This is a genomic window from Salinigranum sp., assembly GCF_041641895.1.
Lineage (GTDB): Archaea > Halobacteriota > Halobacteria > Halobacteriales > Haloferacaceae > Salinigranum.
In genome coordinates, this window is sequence record NZ_JBEPXO010000087.1 from 1 (window position 1) to 14,703 (window position 14,703).

The 14,703-nt window shown below is 68.4% G+C and carries 15 protein-coding genes; 7 read left to right on the forward strand and 8 right to left on the reverse strand.

What is annotated here, in order from left to right:
* Together ACESK5_RS15930 and dpsA are read right to left on the reverse strand one after the other, a co-directional pair.
* A partial coding sequence (locus ACESK5_RS15930; protein WP_372912566.1) for a ferritin-like domain-containing protein occupies positions 1-406 on the reverse strand: 406 nt, incomplete at its 3' end.
* Positions 407-418: 12 nt separating this feature from the next.
* A complete protein-coding gene (dpsA, locus tag ACESK5_RS15935; protein WP_372912567.1) occupies positions 419-964 on the reverse strand; it encodes a DNA starvation/stationary phase protection protein DpsA in 546 nt (181 codons plus the stop codon).
* A gap of 336 nt (positions 965-1,300) precedes the next feature.
* Here dpsA and ACESK5_RS15940 point away from each other — a divergent pair, with 336 nt between their 5' ends.
* The 3 genes from ACESK5_RS15940 (at position 1,301) to ACESK5_RS15950 (ending at position 3,945) form a co-directional block, all read left to right on the forward strand.
* Positions 1,301-2,080, forward strand: coding sequence for a hypothetical protein (locus tag ACESK5_RS15940; protein ID WP_372912568.1), 780 nt, complete (start codon positions 1,301-1,303; stop codon positions 2,078-2,080).
* On the forward strand, positions 2,077-2,511 hold the full coding sequence (locus tag ACESK5_RS15945; protein ID WP_372912569.1) for a DUF5518 domain-containing protein: 435 nt from the start codon (positions 2,077-2,079) through the stop codon (positions 2,509-2,511). The genes ACESK5_RS15940 and ACESK5_RS15945 overlap by 4 nt, the downstream gene beginning before the upstream one ends.
* 144 nt (positions 2,512-2,655) lie before the next feature.
* A complete protein-coding gene (locus ACESK5_RS15950) occupies positions 2,656-3,945 on the forward strand; it encodes a PQQ-binding-like beta-propeller repeat protein (RefSeq protein ID WP_372912570.1) in 1,290 nt (429 codons plus the stop codon).
* 27 nt (positions 3,946-3,972) lie between these two features.
* On the opposite strand, the gene ACESK5_RS15955 is transcribed toward ACESK5_RS15950, so the two are convergent.
* The 6 genes from ACESK5_RS15955 to ACESK5_RS15980 all read right to left on the reverse strand — a co-directional run bounded on the left by ACESK5_RS15955 (position 3,973) and on the right by ACESK5_RS15980 (position 9,298).
* Positions 3,973-4,386 (reverse strand): hypothetical protein, encoded by a 414-nt coding sequence (locus ACESK5_RS15955; RefSeq protein ID WP_372912571.1) that lies wholly within the window; start codon positions 4,384-4,386, stop codon positions 3,973-3,975.
* A gap of 768 nt (positions 4,387-5,154) precedes the next feature.
* A complete protein-coding gene (locus ACESK5_RS15960; RefSeq protein WP_372912572.1) occupies positions 5,155-5,538 on the reverse strand; it encodes a hypothetical protein in 384 nt (127 codons plus the stop codon).
* Positions 5,539-5,668: 130 nt separating this feature from the next.
* Positions 5,669-7,930 carry an amino acid permease gene (locus ACESK5_RS15965; RefSeq protein ID WP_372912573.1) on the reverse strand — a complete coding sequence of 754 codons (2,262 nt, stop codon included), beginning with the start codon at positions 7,928-7,930 and terminating at the stop codon, positions 5,669-5,671.
* The gene (locus ACESK5_RS15970; RefSeq protein ID WP_372912574.1) at positions 7,927-8,349 is read right to left on the reverse strand and encodes a universal stress protein; all 423 of its coding nucleotides are present in this window, start codon (positions 8,347-8,349) and stop codon (positions 7,927-7,929) included. Before ACESK5_RS15970 ends, ACESK5_RS15965 begins: the two co-directional genes overlap by 4 nt.
* Positions 8,350-8,353: 4 nt before the next feature.
* Entirely contained in the window at positions 8,354-8,506 is a 153-nt protein-coding gene (locus tag ACESK5_RS15975; RefSeq protein ID WP_372912575.1) for a zinc-ribbon domain-containing protein, read from the reverse strand.
* Positions 8,507-8,518: 12 nt separating this feature from the next.
* Positions 8,519-9,298: an AsnC family transcriptional regulator gene (locus ACESK5_RS15980; RefSeq protein ID WP_372912576.1), complete on the reverse strand. Its 780-nt coding sequence runs from the start codon at positions 9,296-9,298 to the stop codon at positions 8,519-8,521.
* A gap of 402 nt (positions 9,299-9,700) precedes the next feature.
* On the opposite strand from ACESK5_RS15980, the gene ACESK5_RS15985 reads away from it, so the two are divergent.
* The 4 genes from ACESK5_RS15985 to ACESK5_RS16000 all read left to right on the forward strand — a co-directional run.
* Positions 9,701-9,862, forward strand: a complete 162-nt coding sequence (locus ACESK5_RS15985; protein ID WP_372912577.1) for a hypothetical protein — start codon at positions 9,701-9,703, stop codon at positions 9,860-9,862.
* Entirely contained in the window at positions 9,855-10,358 is a 504-nt protein-coding gene (locus tag ACESK5_RS15990; protein ID WP_372912578.1) for a universal stress protein, read from the forward strand. Before ACESK5_RS15985 ends, ACESK5_RS15990 begins: the two co-directional genes overlap by 8 nt.
* The gene (locus ACESK5_RS15995) at positions 10,355-12,598 is read left to right on the forward strand and encodes an amino acid permease (protein ID WP_372912579.1); all 2,244 of its coding nucleotides are present in this window, start codon (positions 10,355-10,357) and stop codon (positions 12,596-12,598) included. Before ACESK5_RS15990 ends, ACESK5_RS15995 begins: the two co-directional genes overlap by 4 nt.
* A gap of 390 nt (positions 12,599-12,988) precedes the next feature.
* On the forward strand, positions 12,989-14,703 hold a 1,715-nt coding region (locus ACESK5_RS16000; RefSeq protein ID WP_372912580.1), incomplete at its 3' end, for an APC family permease.

Below are 14,703 nucleotides of genomic sequence, written 5' to 3' on the forward strand. Positions count from 1 at the left end.
CGAACCCCTCGAGGTCGCCCTCCAGCGAGGCGCGCAGGTCGTAGAGGTCCTCGGCTTCGAGGTGGACCTCGGCGCGCTCCTGAATCGTCGGTGGTGTGTTCGGGGGAATCCCACCGAGTTCGACGACCCGAATCGCGAGGTCGTCGTTCACGGCACGCACACGCCGGTACGCGTCCCGGAGGAAGTCGGCGACCTCCTCGTGTTCGGCGCCGGCAGCGGTCCAGTAGTGCTTGCGGAGCAGGTAGAACAGGTTGAACGACCCCGCGTGGTCGACGCTCAGGGCGTCGACGAGCACCTCGGCGTCGGCGGGGTCGATGCGGAGAGCGTTCTCCCCGACGGTCCCCCACTCCTGGCGGCGTTCGCCCGTCTCTGGCTCTCGGACGAGTCGGCCTTGGGTGTCTGACATACAGGGCCCCGTTCAGTGAGTCGCGCTCTCGAGGACGAGCGTGTCGTCGGCGAGGAAGCTCTTGAGGTCGTCCGCGTCCCCCTCGAGTGCTTCGAGACGCTCCCGGAAGAGCTCGCTCGTCGCGTAGTCGCCCAGGTTCTCCACGAGCATCACGTGCTCTCGCACGTACTCGATGATGTCGCCGTACAGCTCGAGGTCGTTCTCCATCGACGTTCGGACGTCGTAGACGTCCGCCCCCTCGAACTCGACCGGCGAGTGCTCCTCGAGCGCGGCCGGGCCGCTGATGGGGACGCCACCGAGGGCGCCCACTCGCTCGGCCATCTCGTCGGCAGCCTCCTCGGCGGCCGCGGCGGCGTCGCCGAACCACTCGTGGAGCTGCCCGTACTCCGCCCCGTCGACGTTCCAGTGGTGCTTGCGGAGCTGGTGGTAGAGGACGTACGTCGCCGCCAGGTCCGAGTTCAACGCGTCGATGCTCTGTTTGGCCTTCTCCGTGTCGAGACGGAGGGGATTGTCGCCGACGGTTCCGAACTCCTGACGGATGGTCTGCTGAGAACTCATCGCCGTTCTAGATGGCGTGATACGATAATAGAGATTCCCGAACCCGTCGGAAAACACGATTGTAATACCGAATCTGTCGCGTGAGAGATTCGAGAGACCGGTTCGAGAATTCGTTTGCCTGGGGACGTGTCGCTCGTGCGGACGGCTGTCGAGGGACCCGGTCTCTCGTGGCTCGCGAACACCGTCCGACGCCGAGAAGCGGAGGCGAGTGCTGCAGCGCGTCGTTCGGTCGGGACGGAACCGACTCCGACCCCGGTATGACACTCGTTGGCAAACTGTAACGTCGCTTTGAGCATCGGCCAGCTTTACCCCACCCGAACAGGAACGAAACCGCACATGGCCCTCCAACTCGGCCGCACGCTCGGCGACGGTGTCAGACGGGTACTCACCCGAACCGGTGGCCTCTTACTCGCAGGACTCCTCGTCGTACAGTTGCTCGTCCAGGTCTCGGTCAACACCGCGGTCGTCGGGTTCGTTCCGCCACAGGCGGCGGCTCAGGTGGGAGAGACCATCGGACCGACGCTCCCCGTCTCGGGGACCGTCGGCAGCCTGCTACTCGTGGGGAGCGTCGCGCTCAGTTCCGTCTACTTCGTGGTCGTGGCCAGGGCGTTCGCTCGGCCACTCTCCGAACTCGCCACGTTCCCCACAGACCTGCTCACGCGCCGCCTCGGACGCGCCACGCTCTCGATGCTCCTCGGGGGGGTCGTCGTCATGCTCTCGGTCACGATTGGGCTGACGCTGTTCGTCCTCCCCGGGGTGTTTCTCGCCGTCTGTTTCCTGTTCTTCGTCTTCGCGGTCGGTGTCGAGGACAGAGGGTTCCTCGCCGCGCTCAGACGGAGCTGGGGACTGTCGCGGGGGAGTCGACTGAAACTCACCGTCGTCGTCCTCCTCTCGGGGGTCGTCGGTGCCGTGACCGGAATCGTCGGGACGCTCCTCGACCTGGCTGGCTCGCCGGTCGTCGCTGACCTCGTCTCCAACGCCGTCAGTAGTGTCCTGTTCGTCTTCCTCTACGGGATCATGGCGGCCGCGTACCTGCAAGTTCGAGAGGACGACCGAGACGGGTTCGACGGGTCGGTGACGTCCCGACCGACGGGTGACTCGCTCGCCGACCAGTGACCGCGTCCGACAGTCTCCTCGCCAGCGTCAGGACCGGGACGTGGCGGTACGCGCTCGTCGGTGGCGTCGTCTCGATTCCGCTCACCATCGGCCTCAACTGGTACGCGGGAACGCCGAGCCACTTCTCGCTCAACATGGTGGTGGTCGGGGGACTCGTCGCGGGCTATCTCGCGAAACGTGACGCCGTCGAAGCGAAGCTCGCGGGCGTCCGTGCCGGCCTCGTCGGCGCGGCACCGGGACTCGTCTGGTTCCTCCGGGGGATCATCAGCCGGATGGACACAGCCTTGTCGGCGGAGGTCGCAGTCGTCGCAGCAGTCGGGGTCGGCGTGGTCGTTCTCGGGATCGGCGCGATAGCCGGCCTCGTCGGTGGCGCAGTCGGTGGCTGGCTGTTCGAGCAGGTCAGACACCACCTCCCCCCGAGCGGGTCGTGAGCGGTGACGCTCGTCGGCCGGGTTCGTCGTCACGAGCAGTCGCGAGCACGGTCGAACACTCGGACTCGTCGCGGGCTCCACCAGACGAGAGGAGCCGCCCGTCCCTCCCAAAGACGTTTGCCACAGGCGGCAGCCAGAGCACACATGACCTCGCTGACGCGTCGACGGCTCCTCCGCCAGACGGTTGTCGGCGGGGGTCTCGTGGCGACGGCCGGCTGTGCCACCCCGAACGTCCCGAACCTCTCGGGTGGGACGTCGGTGCCGGCGCCGTTCACGAACGACGCGTACAACTCGAGCTTCGTCGAGACCGGCCGCTGGCCGATGGACGGACACGACGGCGGCAGAACCGGCCACGCCGACACGACAGTGCCACGTGGCGACGTCGGCGTCGCCTGGCTCCGGCGCCCGGGGAACGACCCGCACGGCGCGACGGCGCCGGTCGTCGGCCCGGAGCGCGTCTACGTCGCGTACAGCGAGCCACCGGAGGACGCCGAGCAACCGACGGTACACCTCGCCGGGTGGGACGCCGACTCCGGCGAGCACCGCCTGGCCGTACCGCTCGGGAGGGGTCGCGCCGTCGGCCTCGCACTCGCGGGTGAGACGCTGGTGGCTGTCACGCGCGGACCGGAGTACGAGGAGGCGACGGTGACGGCGCTCGCGCGGCGCGATGGCTCGCTGCGGTGGACCGAGACGATTCCCGACGTGACCGGGTCGCCCGCAGTCGTGGACGGGACGTGTTACGTCGCGACGCGAGACGACGACGCCGTGTACGCCTACGCCATAGATGGCACCCGACAGTGGCGAACGGCCATCGACGGGGAGTGCTACACTGCCACCTGTTCCGACGGCGACGGCGTCTACGTCGGGCTGACCGACGGCCGCGTCACGGCGCTCGATGCGACGACGGGCGAGCGACGCTGGAGCGCATCGGTCGTGACGCCGGAGGCGTGCTGTCCGGACATCCAGGGCACGCCGACAGTGGCCGACAGCCGGCTGTACGTCCCCGGCATCGCCGAGGAACTCGTCGCCGTCGACACCGCCGACGGAACCGTGCGGTGGCGGACGACAGTCGTCGACGGCGACTACGGCAACCCGGTTCCCTCACCGGCGGTCACGGCGGACACGGCGTTCGTCAACACGTACCACGGCGGCCTCGTCGCGGTCGAGACGTCCGACGGAACGGTTCGCTGGCGTTCGAGCGACGACGGAGACGGCCGACCCCCCGCCGCCGGTGAAGGCGGTGTGGTCGTGCCCCGCAGCGACTCCGTCGTGAGCTACGATTCGAGCGACGACCGGACGTGGACGGTCGAGCTCACCGTTCCCGACGTCGGGATGGCGGGCTACGTCATGGACACCGACGTCGCACTGGCACACGGGATGTGCTACGTCGGTGTCGCCGACGGCCGGGTCTACGCTCTCGGCGCTCGCGAGTAACGGGACGGGAAGGAACCGGGCGTCCGGCTACAGCGGGGTTCTCGTGTACAGATACCCCGCGCAGACGGCGAGCACGAGTTCGACCGCCTTCGAAACGACCGCCAGCTGATTGAGACTCCCGCGGTTGAAGAAGGCGTCCACGCCGAAGCCCTGGAAGGCGAAGAACGCGATGACCGTCGCGAGGGCGTAGCCGACGGCGACGAGATACAGCTCCCGCCGCCAGTAGCGGCTCAGGAAGAGGGCGATCCCGCCGAGGAACCCGAGGCCGTTCAGGATGAACAGCGTACCGAGCGTCTGACTGAACCCCATCACACGCGGGCCGAGGAGGAGGTGGATGACGGCCGTCACGAGCGCGGCGAGGATAGCGACGTAGCCGACCGGATGGGACGGGAAGCTAACGAGCGAGTCGTCAGCCGTCACTGCGGGTGATTCGGTGGCCATGGGAGATAATACACACACGTTGACAAAAAAGTGAGCACGGTTCGACACTCTCGAGCGTCCACGACGGTGAGCGGAGCCGGTGGCGGAGCACGGCAGCAGACGCATCCGGACGGCGGCGCTACCCACCCCGAGGAGAGAGTCCCGCGTTTTACGGCGGGCGTGAGTCCGACCACATTCAGCCCGAACCACGCGGTTATGCCCTCCGGGGTCGTCTCCCCGGTAACTCAACGCGGAAAACTGGAGGTGGTTTGGCGTTCCTCCCGTCGGCATGGTCGATAAGACACCTTCGACCGGACACACGTCCACCGACGCACCCGCTGAAAAGCGGGCATCAAAAACGCGAGCCTCCCGCGCTTGAGCGTCGCCGTTGTGGCAGAGAGGTGACGCAGGTCGATGGCACGACCCGTGCCCGGACGCGGAGCAATCGGCGTCCGGGGGCATCCCCCAACTCCCTCGTGGACGGTGGGGATGCACGGTGCAAGGAGACACCGCGTCCCGAGGGACGCCCAACACGCCACATCCCTCGCGGGACTCACGCACGGCACACGAACCGAGACACCCCGCGCAAGCGGGTGGATTTGCCCCCGTCGGACGGACTGGAGTCCCACGCACTGTTTTGCAGGGTGCGATGGCCAGCCCGACCCCGAGCGCGGATGGGGAACCCTCGCCGTTTACGGCGAGGAGGATGTCATCGCGTGGCCCACTGTCGTGACCGGCATCACGACCACGTGCGAACGAGGGGTCGCGCCGAGGGGCGTTCGCGCCCCGTCACCGCGAGCGCGTTCGGGGGGGTCGGGGCGGGTGGTGGTACCGGTACACCGTGTACAGGCCGACGACGACACTCGAGGCGAGCAGTTTGCTCCCGAACTGCAGTTGGCCACGGACCGCGATCGACAGGACGCCGACGAGCGCCAGCACTACGACGGCGTGGACGAGCGCCACGGTATAAAGCACCAGTCCGACGCGAGCGAGCGTAACCGTCCTCCCGGCCCGGCGGGATTCCCGACGGATCGACTCGCCCACCGTCGGGATGTCGACCCGCGGAACTTCGACGCGTGGAACCACGAGTTCGAACCCCGCCAACTCGGGGAGGACGGGTTCGGGAGTCGGTTCGACGAGACGGGGATAGAGGTGCTCTCGGTCTGTGCTCACGGTACGTCGGTTCGCGGCGTGTCGTCGAAAGTACTCGAGGCCTCGAATCTCACCGGTCGTGTGCTGACCGTCCCGGCCGTCGGGGCACTCGGAGGCACTCACCGGAGAGCGCGGGGTCGGACACCCGTCCTCACTCACCCAGCAAGCGTTCCATCAACCCCCGCTCCCGTGCGCGCTCGGCGAGCAGCACCGAACACTCGACGTCGTCGACCACGTCCAGCACGAGCGAGCCCCGGACCAGTCGGGAGAGGAGGCCTTGCTCGGTCGCTCCGATGATCACCATGGAACTGTCCGCGGCGGCCCGCTCGATGGCCGCCTCGACGTCACCGGTCTCGACCCGCAAGGTCGCGTCCGCGAGACCGTGTTCGTCCGCCCACTCGGCGAGGAACACCTCGCCGTCGGCTTGCGAGTCCGCCACGTGGAGCAGTGTCACGTCCGACCCGTACTCCGCCCGTAGCAGCCGTGCGACCTCGGCCGAGAGGTCCGAGTCCGGTCCCCCGGCCGTCGGGACGAGGACGCGTTCTGGCTCGAATCCACGGTCCTTGAGCACGAGGAAGTCACACGGGAGGTCTTTCGCGAGGTCGTCGATGGCGCTCTCGGCCCGCCCTGGTGAGCGCTGTCCTCCCTCGTCCCACCCCATCACGACGAGGTCGGCCCCGTGGTCGCGGGCCGCGTCGAACACCTCCTCGAACGCCCGGTGAGAGACGATGGTGTGTGTCTCCACGTCGACGCCGAACGTCTCGGCGTCCCGCTCGGCCTCGTCGAGGATCGCGTGGTAGTCCGCTTCGAACTCCTCGAGGTGGTCGGCCGCGTACTCGAGCGACGTCTGGTCGGGGGCCGTGACGATGTGGATAGCGTCGACCGTCCCACCGCGCTGTTTGGCGATCGCGCTCGCCAGTGTGATGAGGTCCTTCTCGGTGCGTGGATTCGACAGCGGGACCATCACCCGGTAGCCTCCGCCGTCCGGCTGGACCGTGCTGGCCGCAGCGACGGCGGCTGGCGGCAGCTCCTCGGACCGCGAGAGGACGTACTGGCTCAACACGCCGGTCTTCTCGGCCTTCCCGCGGGCGTACGCGAGATACCAGACGAGACCGCCGACCACGAACACGAGCGACAGCCCGATCTCGACGGGCTCCATGAACGCGATGAGGCCGAACGAGGTGACGGCACCGAGGACGGGGACGACCGGATACAGCGGCACCTCGAAGTCGGGCTGGTACTCGGGCGTGTCAGCCTGTCGCATGACGATGAGCGCGACGTTGAGCAGGCCGTAGACGATGAGGTGGAGGACGCTACCGGCCTTCGCGAGCGTCTTCACGTCGCCGACGACGATGAACAGCAGGATGAGCCCGCCCGTGACCGCGATACTACGATAGGGCGTGGCGAAGTTCGGGTGAATCGCGTTGAGTCTGTCGCTGATGAGCCTGTCCCGGCCCATCGCGAAGTTGATGCGCGAGGAGGCGAGGATCGACGCGTTCGCGCTGGAGGCGGTCGCCAACAGCCCGGCGAAGGTCAACACGCCGACACCGACCGCTGCCAGGCCGACCGTACCGAACGCGATCTCGGCGACGTCGAGGACGGGCGTCGTGGTGAACTCCGGGCCGAGCTGTCGCCAGTTGACGACCCCCATCAGGACGACCATGATGACGGCGTACATCACGGTCACGATGACGACGCTACCGACGACGGCGAGCGGGAGGTTCCGACCGGGGTTCTTCAGCTCCTCGGCGACGGTCGTGATCTTCGCGAAGCCGAGAAAGGAGACGAACACCAGCCCCGTGGCGGGGAGCACCGCCGCCGCACCGCCCGTCTCACTCGGGAAGAACGGGCGGAGCGTCGAGACGTCCGCCTGCAGGAACCCCAGAACGGCGAAGACCGTGAGGATACCCACCAGCAGCGTGACGATGACGATCTGGACACTGCCGGTCTCTTTGGCGCCGACGTAGTTGACGGCGATGAACGCGAGGCCGGCGAACAGCGCGCCGACCTGGAACTCGGTGAGACCGACGCCCGCGACGGCGAGCGCCGGAAGCGGGACGAACGTCGCGAGGTACTCGCCGAACCCGAGCGTGTAGAACGCCGAGGCGAACGCCAGTCCCATCCAGTTGCCCCACCCGGCGATGGAGCCGAACAGGGGGCCGAGCGCGTGGTTGACGTAGTAGTAGCTCCCGCCGGCCTTCGGCATCGCCGTCCCGAGTTCCGAGGCCGAGAGGGCAGTGAACAGCGAGATGACGCCGCCGACGACGAACGAGAGGGCGACGGCAGGCCCGGCTGCGGCGGCGGCCTGTCCGGGCAGGACGAAGATGCCCGCCCCGATCATCGTCCCGACGCCGATGGTCAACGCCGAGAGCAACCCGAGGTCTTTCGCGAGCTCCTCGTCGTCGGCGGTCATTCTTCCGCGTCTTCCGGGTCCGGGAGGGTGATGACGGGCCGTTCGGACTCGCTGATCAGTTTCAGCGAGCGGTCGCCAGCGAGGAACTGGACGATGCGAGAGCCGCCGCGGGGACGGAAGGCGATGGCACTCACGTCGAGGTCGTCCGCGACTTCGAGGATGCCCCCGACCACGTCACGGCGGTAGCTGGTCGCGGTCTCGGCGTCGGGGAACGTCTCTCTGAAGGCTTCGAACGACTCGGCTGCGAGCTGTTCGGACTGTTCGACGGGCGTCTTGTCCGGGACGCCCCCGCCCTTCTCGACGACGTGCAGGACGGTGATTCGAGTGGGCGCGTACGGTTCGAGCGCAGTCGCCGTCGCGCGTGCGTCGTCGGGGTCGGCGACGGGGACGAGAACGTGGTCGGTGACGCGTGTTGTCATGGGTCTATGAGTCGAGTTGGTACGTTGCGATGTCCGCAGCGCCGCACTCGGGGCACCGTTCGGCGTCCTCCTCCAAGGTCGTCCCGCAGTTTCGACACTCGTAGAGGACGCTCTCGGCGCCGAAGACGTGCCGGAGCAGGGTACTGAGTGCAGGCATGGTCACGGTGTCTCACTGGGTGGTCGATTCTGACGGTGGGGCGCGGAACGCCGACAGCGCGTCCGCGTCGCCACCGGCCCGCGAGAGGATGGTCACGATGTCGTCCGGCTGGACGACCGTGTCCCCGTGTGGGGTGAGTTCGAGGTCCTCCCGCTCGATGGCGATGACGAGTGTCTCCTCGTCCAGGATGCCCTCTCTCGCGGCAGCCTCGATCGTGCGGTCGGCGATGGGAGCGTCGGGCTGGACGGTCACCTCGACGACGCTCGCGTCCCCGCTGAGGCTGATGAAGTCGTTCGCCTCGGGTGTCTGCTCACCGTCGTCGGGGTGGAACGGGCCGTAGGGGGCGAACAGTTCCTCCTCGACGAGGTCCTCGTCTTCGATGTGGATGCCGATGTCGGTGAGCTGTCGGGCGATGCGTCGGAGGTCGCTCGTGCTCTCGCCGACCGCGAGGACGTGGACGTTGCGACGGCCGGTCATCAGCGTCCGGATGTTGATGACGCCCGGTATCGCCCGCGCCTCGTGTGCGATGGCCTCGCGCTCGGTGACGGGCACGTCACAGAGGTAGAGGTTGGTGAGCTTCCCACCGGCCAACTCGAAGTCGACCTGGGCGGTGTAGCCGCGGACGATTCCCGCGTCCTCGAGGTTGTGGATACGGTTCCGGATGGTCGCGCCCGAGACGCCGGCCTCGGCGGCGAGCGTGCTGGCGGACGTGTTACGCGCGTCGTCCATGAGCGCGTGGAGGATGCGTCGGTCGATCTCGTCGAGTCGGTAGTCGGAGGTGTCGTGAGGCATGTCGTGTGGAGTGGTATTTCGGTTATCGAAATTAGATACACCCTATACTCACATAATAGTTTTCCGAGCGCGCTGGAATTTTCGACAAAGAACCACCCTCGCGACACGCTGTCGCGGGGGCGGCGCACGGGCGTCTGTGACGTCGCCGAGGGGACGCGGCCCCCAGCAGGGCGTTCACACAAGTGCAAGGAGGAAGCCCACGACTTCAGTCGTGGGTAACTGACACCAGTCTGAGACGGCGTGGCCGGGGGCGACGCTGACCGACGGGAAGGGTTCGGTCGGTCGATGCGAGGGGTCCCGGGAATCCCTCACGAATTTCGATAGCAGAAATTCGAGCCCGTATTTTTTCTAAATTGAAAATAGAAGCGGAGATTTTATACCATCTCGCAACTGCGAGCGAGTATGGACAGACAGCACACCGACGGCGACGTGCTCGCCGAGGACACCCCGAGAGCCGACCCCCGAACCGACGGACGGGTCCGCGGAGCCCTCCCCGGACCGACGACAGCGGACCGACCGGCGGTCCACGAGCCGTTCTCGTCGACGACGGACGGAGGTGGCTGACGGGATGACGCTCCTCGAACGCGTCGTCGTCCCCGTCGCCGACGAGCAGGACTCGCGAGCGACCGCGGCGGCGGTGTCGCGGCAGCTGGACGGTGTCGAGTCCGTCGTGGCGGTTCACGTCGTCGAGAAAGGTGGCGGAGCGGTCGACAAAGCACCCGTGGAGCAACGGCGGGCGGACGCGGCGGCGTTCCTCTCGGTCGTCGAGTCACGACTCGACGACAGGGTGACCGTCGAGACGCGCGTGGCGTTCGGAACGGACGTCGCCGAAACCGTCGTCGAGACGGCGCTCGACGCCGAGGCGACGGCCATCGCCTTCCGCCCCCGTGGCGGGAGCCGTCTCGTCCGGTTCCTCTCGGGCGACACCGCGGCTCGGCTCGTGACCGACCCGGAACTCCCGGTGGTGTCGCTCGGTGCGGGGAACGCGGTGGGTTCGGCACCGCGACACCCGGCGTCTTCCCCGCCCACGGTCTCGTCACACGGAGGTGACGAGGCGTGAGCGACGAAGAACTCGCGAAGGACCTCGGTCTCCTGTCGGCGCTGACCATCGGGATCGGGACGATGATCGGGGCGGGCATCTTCGTGCTTCCGGGAGTGGCAGCCAGTACGGCCGGCCCCATCGTCGTCGCCTCGTTCGTCGTCGGCGGCCTCATCGCGCTGGTGAACGCGCTCTCGGTCTCCGAACTCGGGACGGCGATGCCGAAGGCGGGCGGCGGCTACTACTACGTCAACCGCGCGCTCGGCCCCCTGTTCGGCTCCATCGCGGGCCTCGGTGACTGGATGGGGCTGGCGTTCGCCTCGGCGTTCTACAGCATCGGCTTCGGTCAGTATCTCGCGACGCTCGTGCCGATGCCCGACGTCCTCTTCCTCACCGAGGTACAGGTCGGCGCGCTCGTCGCTGGCGCCGTCTTCGTCGGCGTCAACTACATCGGTGCCAAGGAGACCGGCGGCGTGCAGACGGTCATCGTCACCGTCCTGCTGGCCATCCTCGCGCTGTTCGCGGTGCAGGGCTGGCTGTCGTTCGACCTCGCGACGCTCCTCGGGGAGGGCGGCGTGGCGCCGCTGGGGTACGGCGCCATCCTCCCGGGGACGGCGCTGGTGTTCGTCTCGTTCCTCGGCTACGCGAAGATCGCGACGGTCGCCGAGGAACTGAAGAACCCCGGTCGGAACCTCCCGCTGGCGATCATCGGCAGCGTCGCCATCGTGACCGTCCTCTACGCCATCTTGGTGAGCATCATGCTCGGCGTGGTGCCGTGGACGGAACTCAGCCAGAGCGCGCCGCTGACCCAGGCCACCCAGAGTGCGTTCCCCGCCGGCCTCGCGGGAGTCGCCGTCACGGTCGTGACGCTCGGCGCCCTGCTCGCGACTGCGTCCAGCGCCAACGCGTCCATCCTGGCGTCGGCCCGCATCAACTTCGCGATGGGCCGCGACCGAATCGTCACCAACTGGCTCAACGACATCCACCCGAAGTACGCGACCCCGTACCGCTCCATCGTCGTCACGGGCGCGGTCATCGTCGTGTTCATCGCGGCGCTCGGGCGGGACATCGAGGTACTCGCGAAGGCCGCGAGCGTCCTCCACCTCGTCGTCTACGCCCTGATGAACGCCGCGCTCATCGTCTTCCGGGAGACCGACCCCGAGTACGACCCGGCGTTCACCGTCCCGCTCTACCCGCTCACGCCGCTCGCCGGCATCGGCCTGTCGCTCGGCCTGCTGGCGTTCGTCGGCGGGCAGGAACTCCTCCTGTCGGGGCTGTTCGTCGTCGCCGCGGTCGTCTGGTACTTCCTGTACGCACGGAAGAACACGACCAGACAGGGACTGCTCGGTCGTCACATCCTCGCCCGGGACGACGAACTGCCGCCCTCCGTCGTCGGCGCGGCGGCGACCGTCGCGCCCGACGGGTCCGGACGCGTCGAGGACGTGCCGGTGACCATGGTCGCCCTCTCGAACCCCCGGACGGAACGGGCGCTCGTGACCCTCGGGGCCGCACTGGCGAAGCACGACGGCGGTCGGCTGCTCGCGACACACGTCATCCAGGTGCCGGACCAGACCTCGCTGGAGGCCGCGGCCGACCAGCGCGACCGCATCTCGAAGACGTCGAAGCGGCTCGTGGACGACGCGCGACGCGACGCCGAAGAGCTGGGCGTGCCGGTCGAGACGCGGACGGTCCTCTCACACGAGGGACTCGGCGAGGTGTTCGACTCGGCTCGCGAACACGAGGTCGACAGGCTCGTCATGGGCCACAGCGGGACCCGCCTCGCCGGGGGGCGCGTCGAGGGGGCGCTCGACGAACTGACCCACGACCTCCCGTGTGACGTACTCGTCCTCGACGAGCGGGGGTTCGACCCGAGCGAGGTCCTCCTGCCGACCGCGGGCGGCCACTCCTCGGACCTGTCCGCGGCAGTCGCGCGAGCCCTCCAGGAGACGACCGACGCGCGCGTCTCGGTGCTGCACGTCGCCGACGACGTCGCGAGTGGGCGCGCGTTCCTCGAGGGGTGGGTCACGGACCACGGACTGACCGACGTGGAACTGCTGGTGGAGACGGGCGACGTCGAAGCCGCCATCGGCGACGCGGCGACCGACAAGTCGCTCGTCCTCGTCGGCGCGACGGAGCGTGGACTCGTGTCCCGCATCGTCGGCGGGTCGCTGACGCTGTCCGTGCTCGACGACCTCGACACGACCGTGCTGCTGGCCGAGCGCCCACGGACCCGGTCGATCCGCGAACGGCTCTTCGGCTGACCACCCGGTCCGGAGCGTCGTCCCGCTGCGTCTCGGTTCGTACGAAACGTTCATCTTAATTATTTATCAGTCTATAATTTACCGTTACGATAATTTGAACCGGTATTTTATACCGTTCCGATTCGTAGCCGGCACAATGACCGAAGCGGCATGCCCGAGCGGTCCCCCGACCTCAGCAGCACTGACTCCGGCCGGCGTCCGAGCGGCCCGCGGTTCCGTCGACTCCCGCCGTCTCCGCACCCGAGAGCCGCGGCGACGGCGACGTATCCTCTCCCGGCGAACGCAGCGACCGGCACGGACGGTCACGTCTCCGCGAGCGCGTGTCGGCTGGCCCACCCCGGCCACCGCTGTGCGTCCCTCCCGACCGCTGGTCACGGAGCGTGACCGGGTGTGAAGGAACTCGAACGCGACCTGGGCCTGCCGTCGGTCCTCGCCATCAGCATCGGCGCGATGATCGGCAGCGGCATCTTCATCCTGCCGGCCCTCGCGCTCGAGATCGCCGGGCCGGCCGTCGTCGTCGCGTACGCGCTGGCGGGGCTACTGGTGATTCCCGCCGCGCTGTCGAAGTCCGAGATGGCGACGGCGATGCCCGAGGCCGGCGGGACGTACATCTACATCGAGCGGGGGATGGGCCCCCTGATGGGGACCATCGCGGGCGTGGGCACCTGGTTCTCCCTCTCGTTCAAGGGGGCACTCGCGCTGGTCGGTGGCGTCCCCTACCTGCTGTTGCTGTTCGACCTGCCGCTGAAGCCAGTCGCGCTGGGCCTTGCCGCCCTGCTCATCGCTGTCAACGTCCTCGGGGCGAAACAGACCGGGCGGCTCCAGCTCGGCATCGTCGTCGTCATGCTGGCGGCGCTCGGGTGGTTCGCCGCGGGGAGCGCGCCGAGCGTCCAGTCGGCCAACTACGGCGGATTCTTCGACGCGGGACTCGGCGGCGTGCTGGCCGCGACCGGCCTCGTGTTCGTCTCGTACGCGGGCGTCACCAAGGTGGCGAGCGTCGCCGAGGAGGTGGAGGACCCGGGACGGAACATCCCGCTCGGCATCCTCGGGTCGCTCGCGTTCACGACGGTCCTGTACGTGGCGCTCGTGGCCGTGCTGGTGGGTGCGACGGCGCCCGGGACCGTCGCGGGGTCGCTGACGCCGGTCGCGGTCGTCGCCGAGACGACGCTCGGCCGACTCGGCGTCGTCGCCATCATCCTCGCCGCGGTGCTCGCGCTCGTCTCGACGGCGAACGCGGGTATCCTCTCGTCGTCGCGGTATCCGTTCGCGATGAGTCGCGACCGGCTGGCGCCGCCGTCGTTCTCGGCGGTCAGCGAGCGGTTCGGGACGCCCGTCTCCGCGATTACGCTGACGGGCGCCGTGTTGCTCGTCCTCATCGCGTTCGTCCCTATCCTCGAAATCGCGAAACTCGCCAGCGCCTTCCAGATTCTCGTGTTCGCGCTCATCAACGTCGCCGTCGTCGCCTTCCGCGAGGGTGACGCCGCGTACGACCCGGCGTTCTCGTCGCCGTGGTACCCCTGGGTACAGGTGTTCGGCGTGCTCACGGGCGCCGCCCTCCTGACGCAGATGGGGACGGTCGCACTCGTGGGTGCGGTGGTCATCGTCATCAGCAGTCTGGTGTGGTACCTCGCGTACGTCCGCCCCCGGGTCGACCGGACGGGCGTCGCGACCGACGCCATCCGACGACAGGTCAACCGGCGGGCCCTCACCGAGGTGGCGGCCGTCGCCGCGGAGGACACCCGCAGCGTCCTCGTGGCGTTCACCAAGGACGTCGGACCGGCGCGCGAGCGCGCCCTCGTCGGCATGGCCGCGGACCTCGTCCGTCGCGACGGCGGCCGAGTCGTCGCCGTCCGCTTCGAGGAGATTCCCGACCAGGCACCGCTCACGGAGTCGGCGACCACGCAGTCGGCCGCGGACCGCTCCTTCGAGGCGCGCGTCGAGGCGCTCGGGGCGGAGTTCGGCGTCGGCGTCGACGCCGCCGAGGTGGTCAGTCACGACACCAAACACGCGCTCGTCAACGCGGCACGCCACCGGGAGGTGGACGTCGTCGTGGCCGAACACGAACCGCTACGCCTCCGGTCGCGCCTCTTCGGCGACCCCATCGA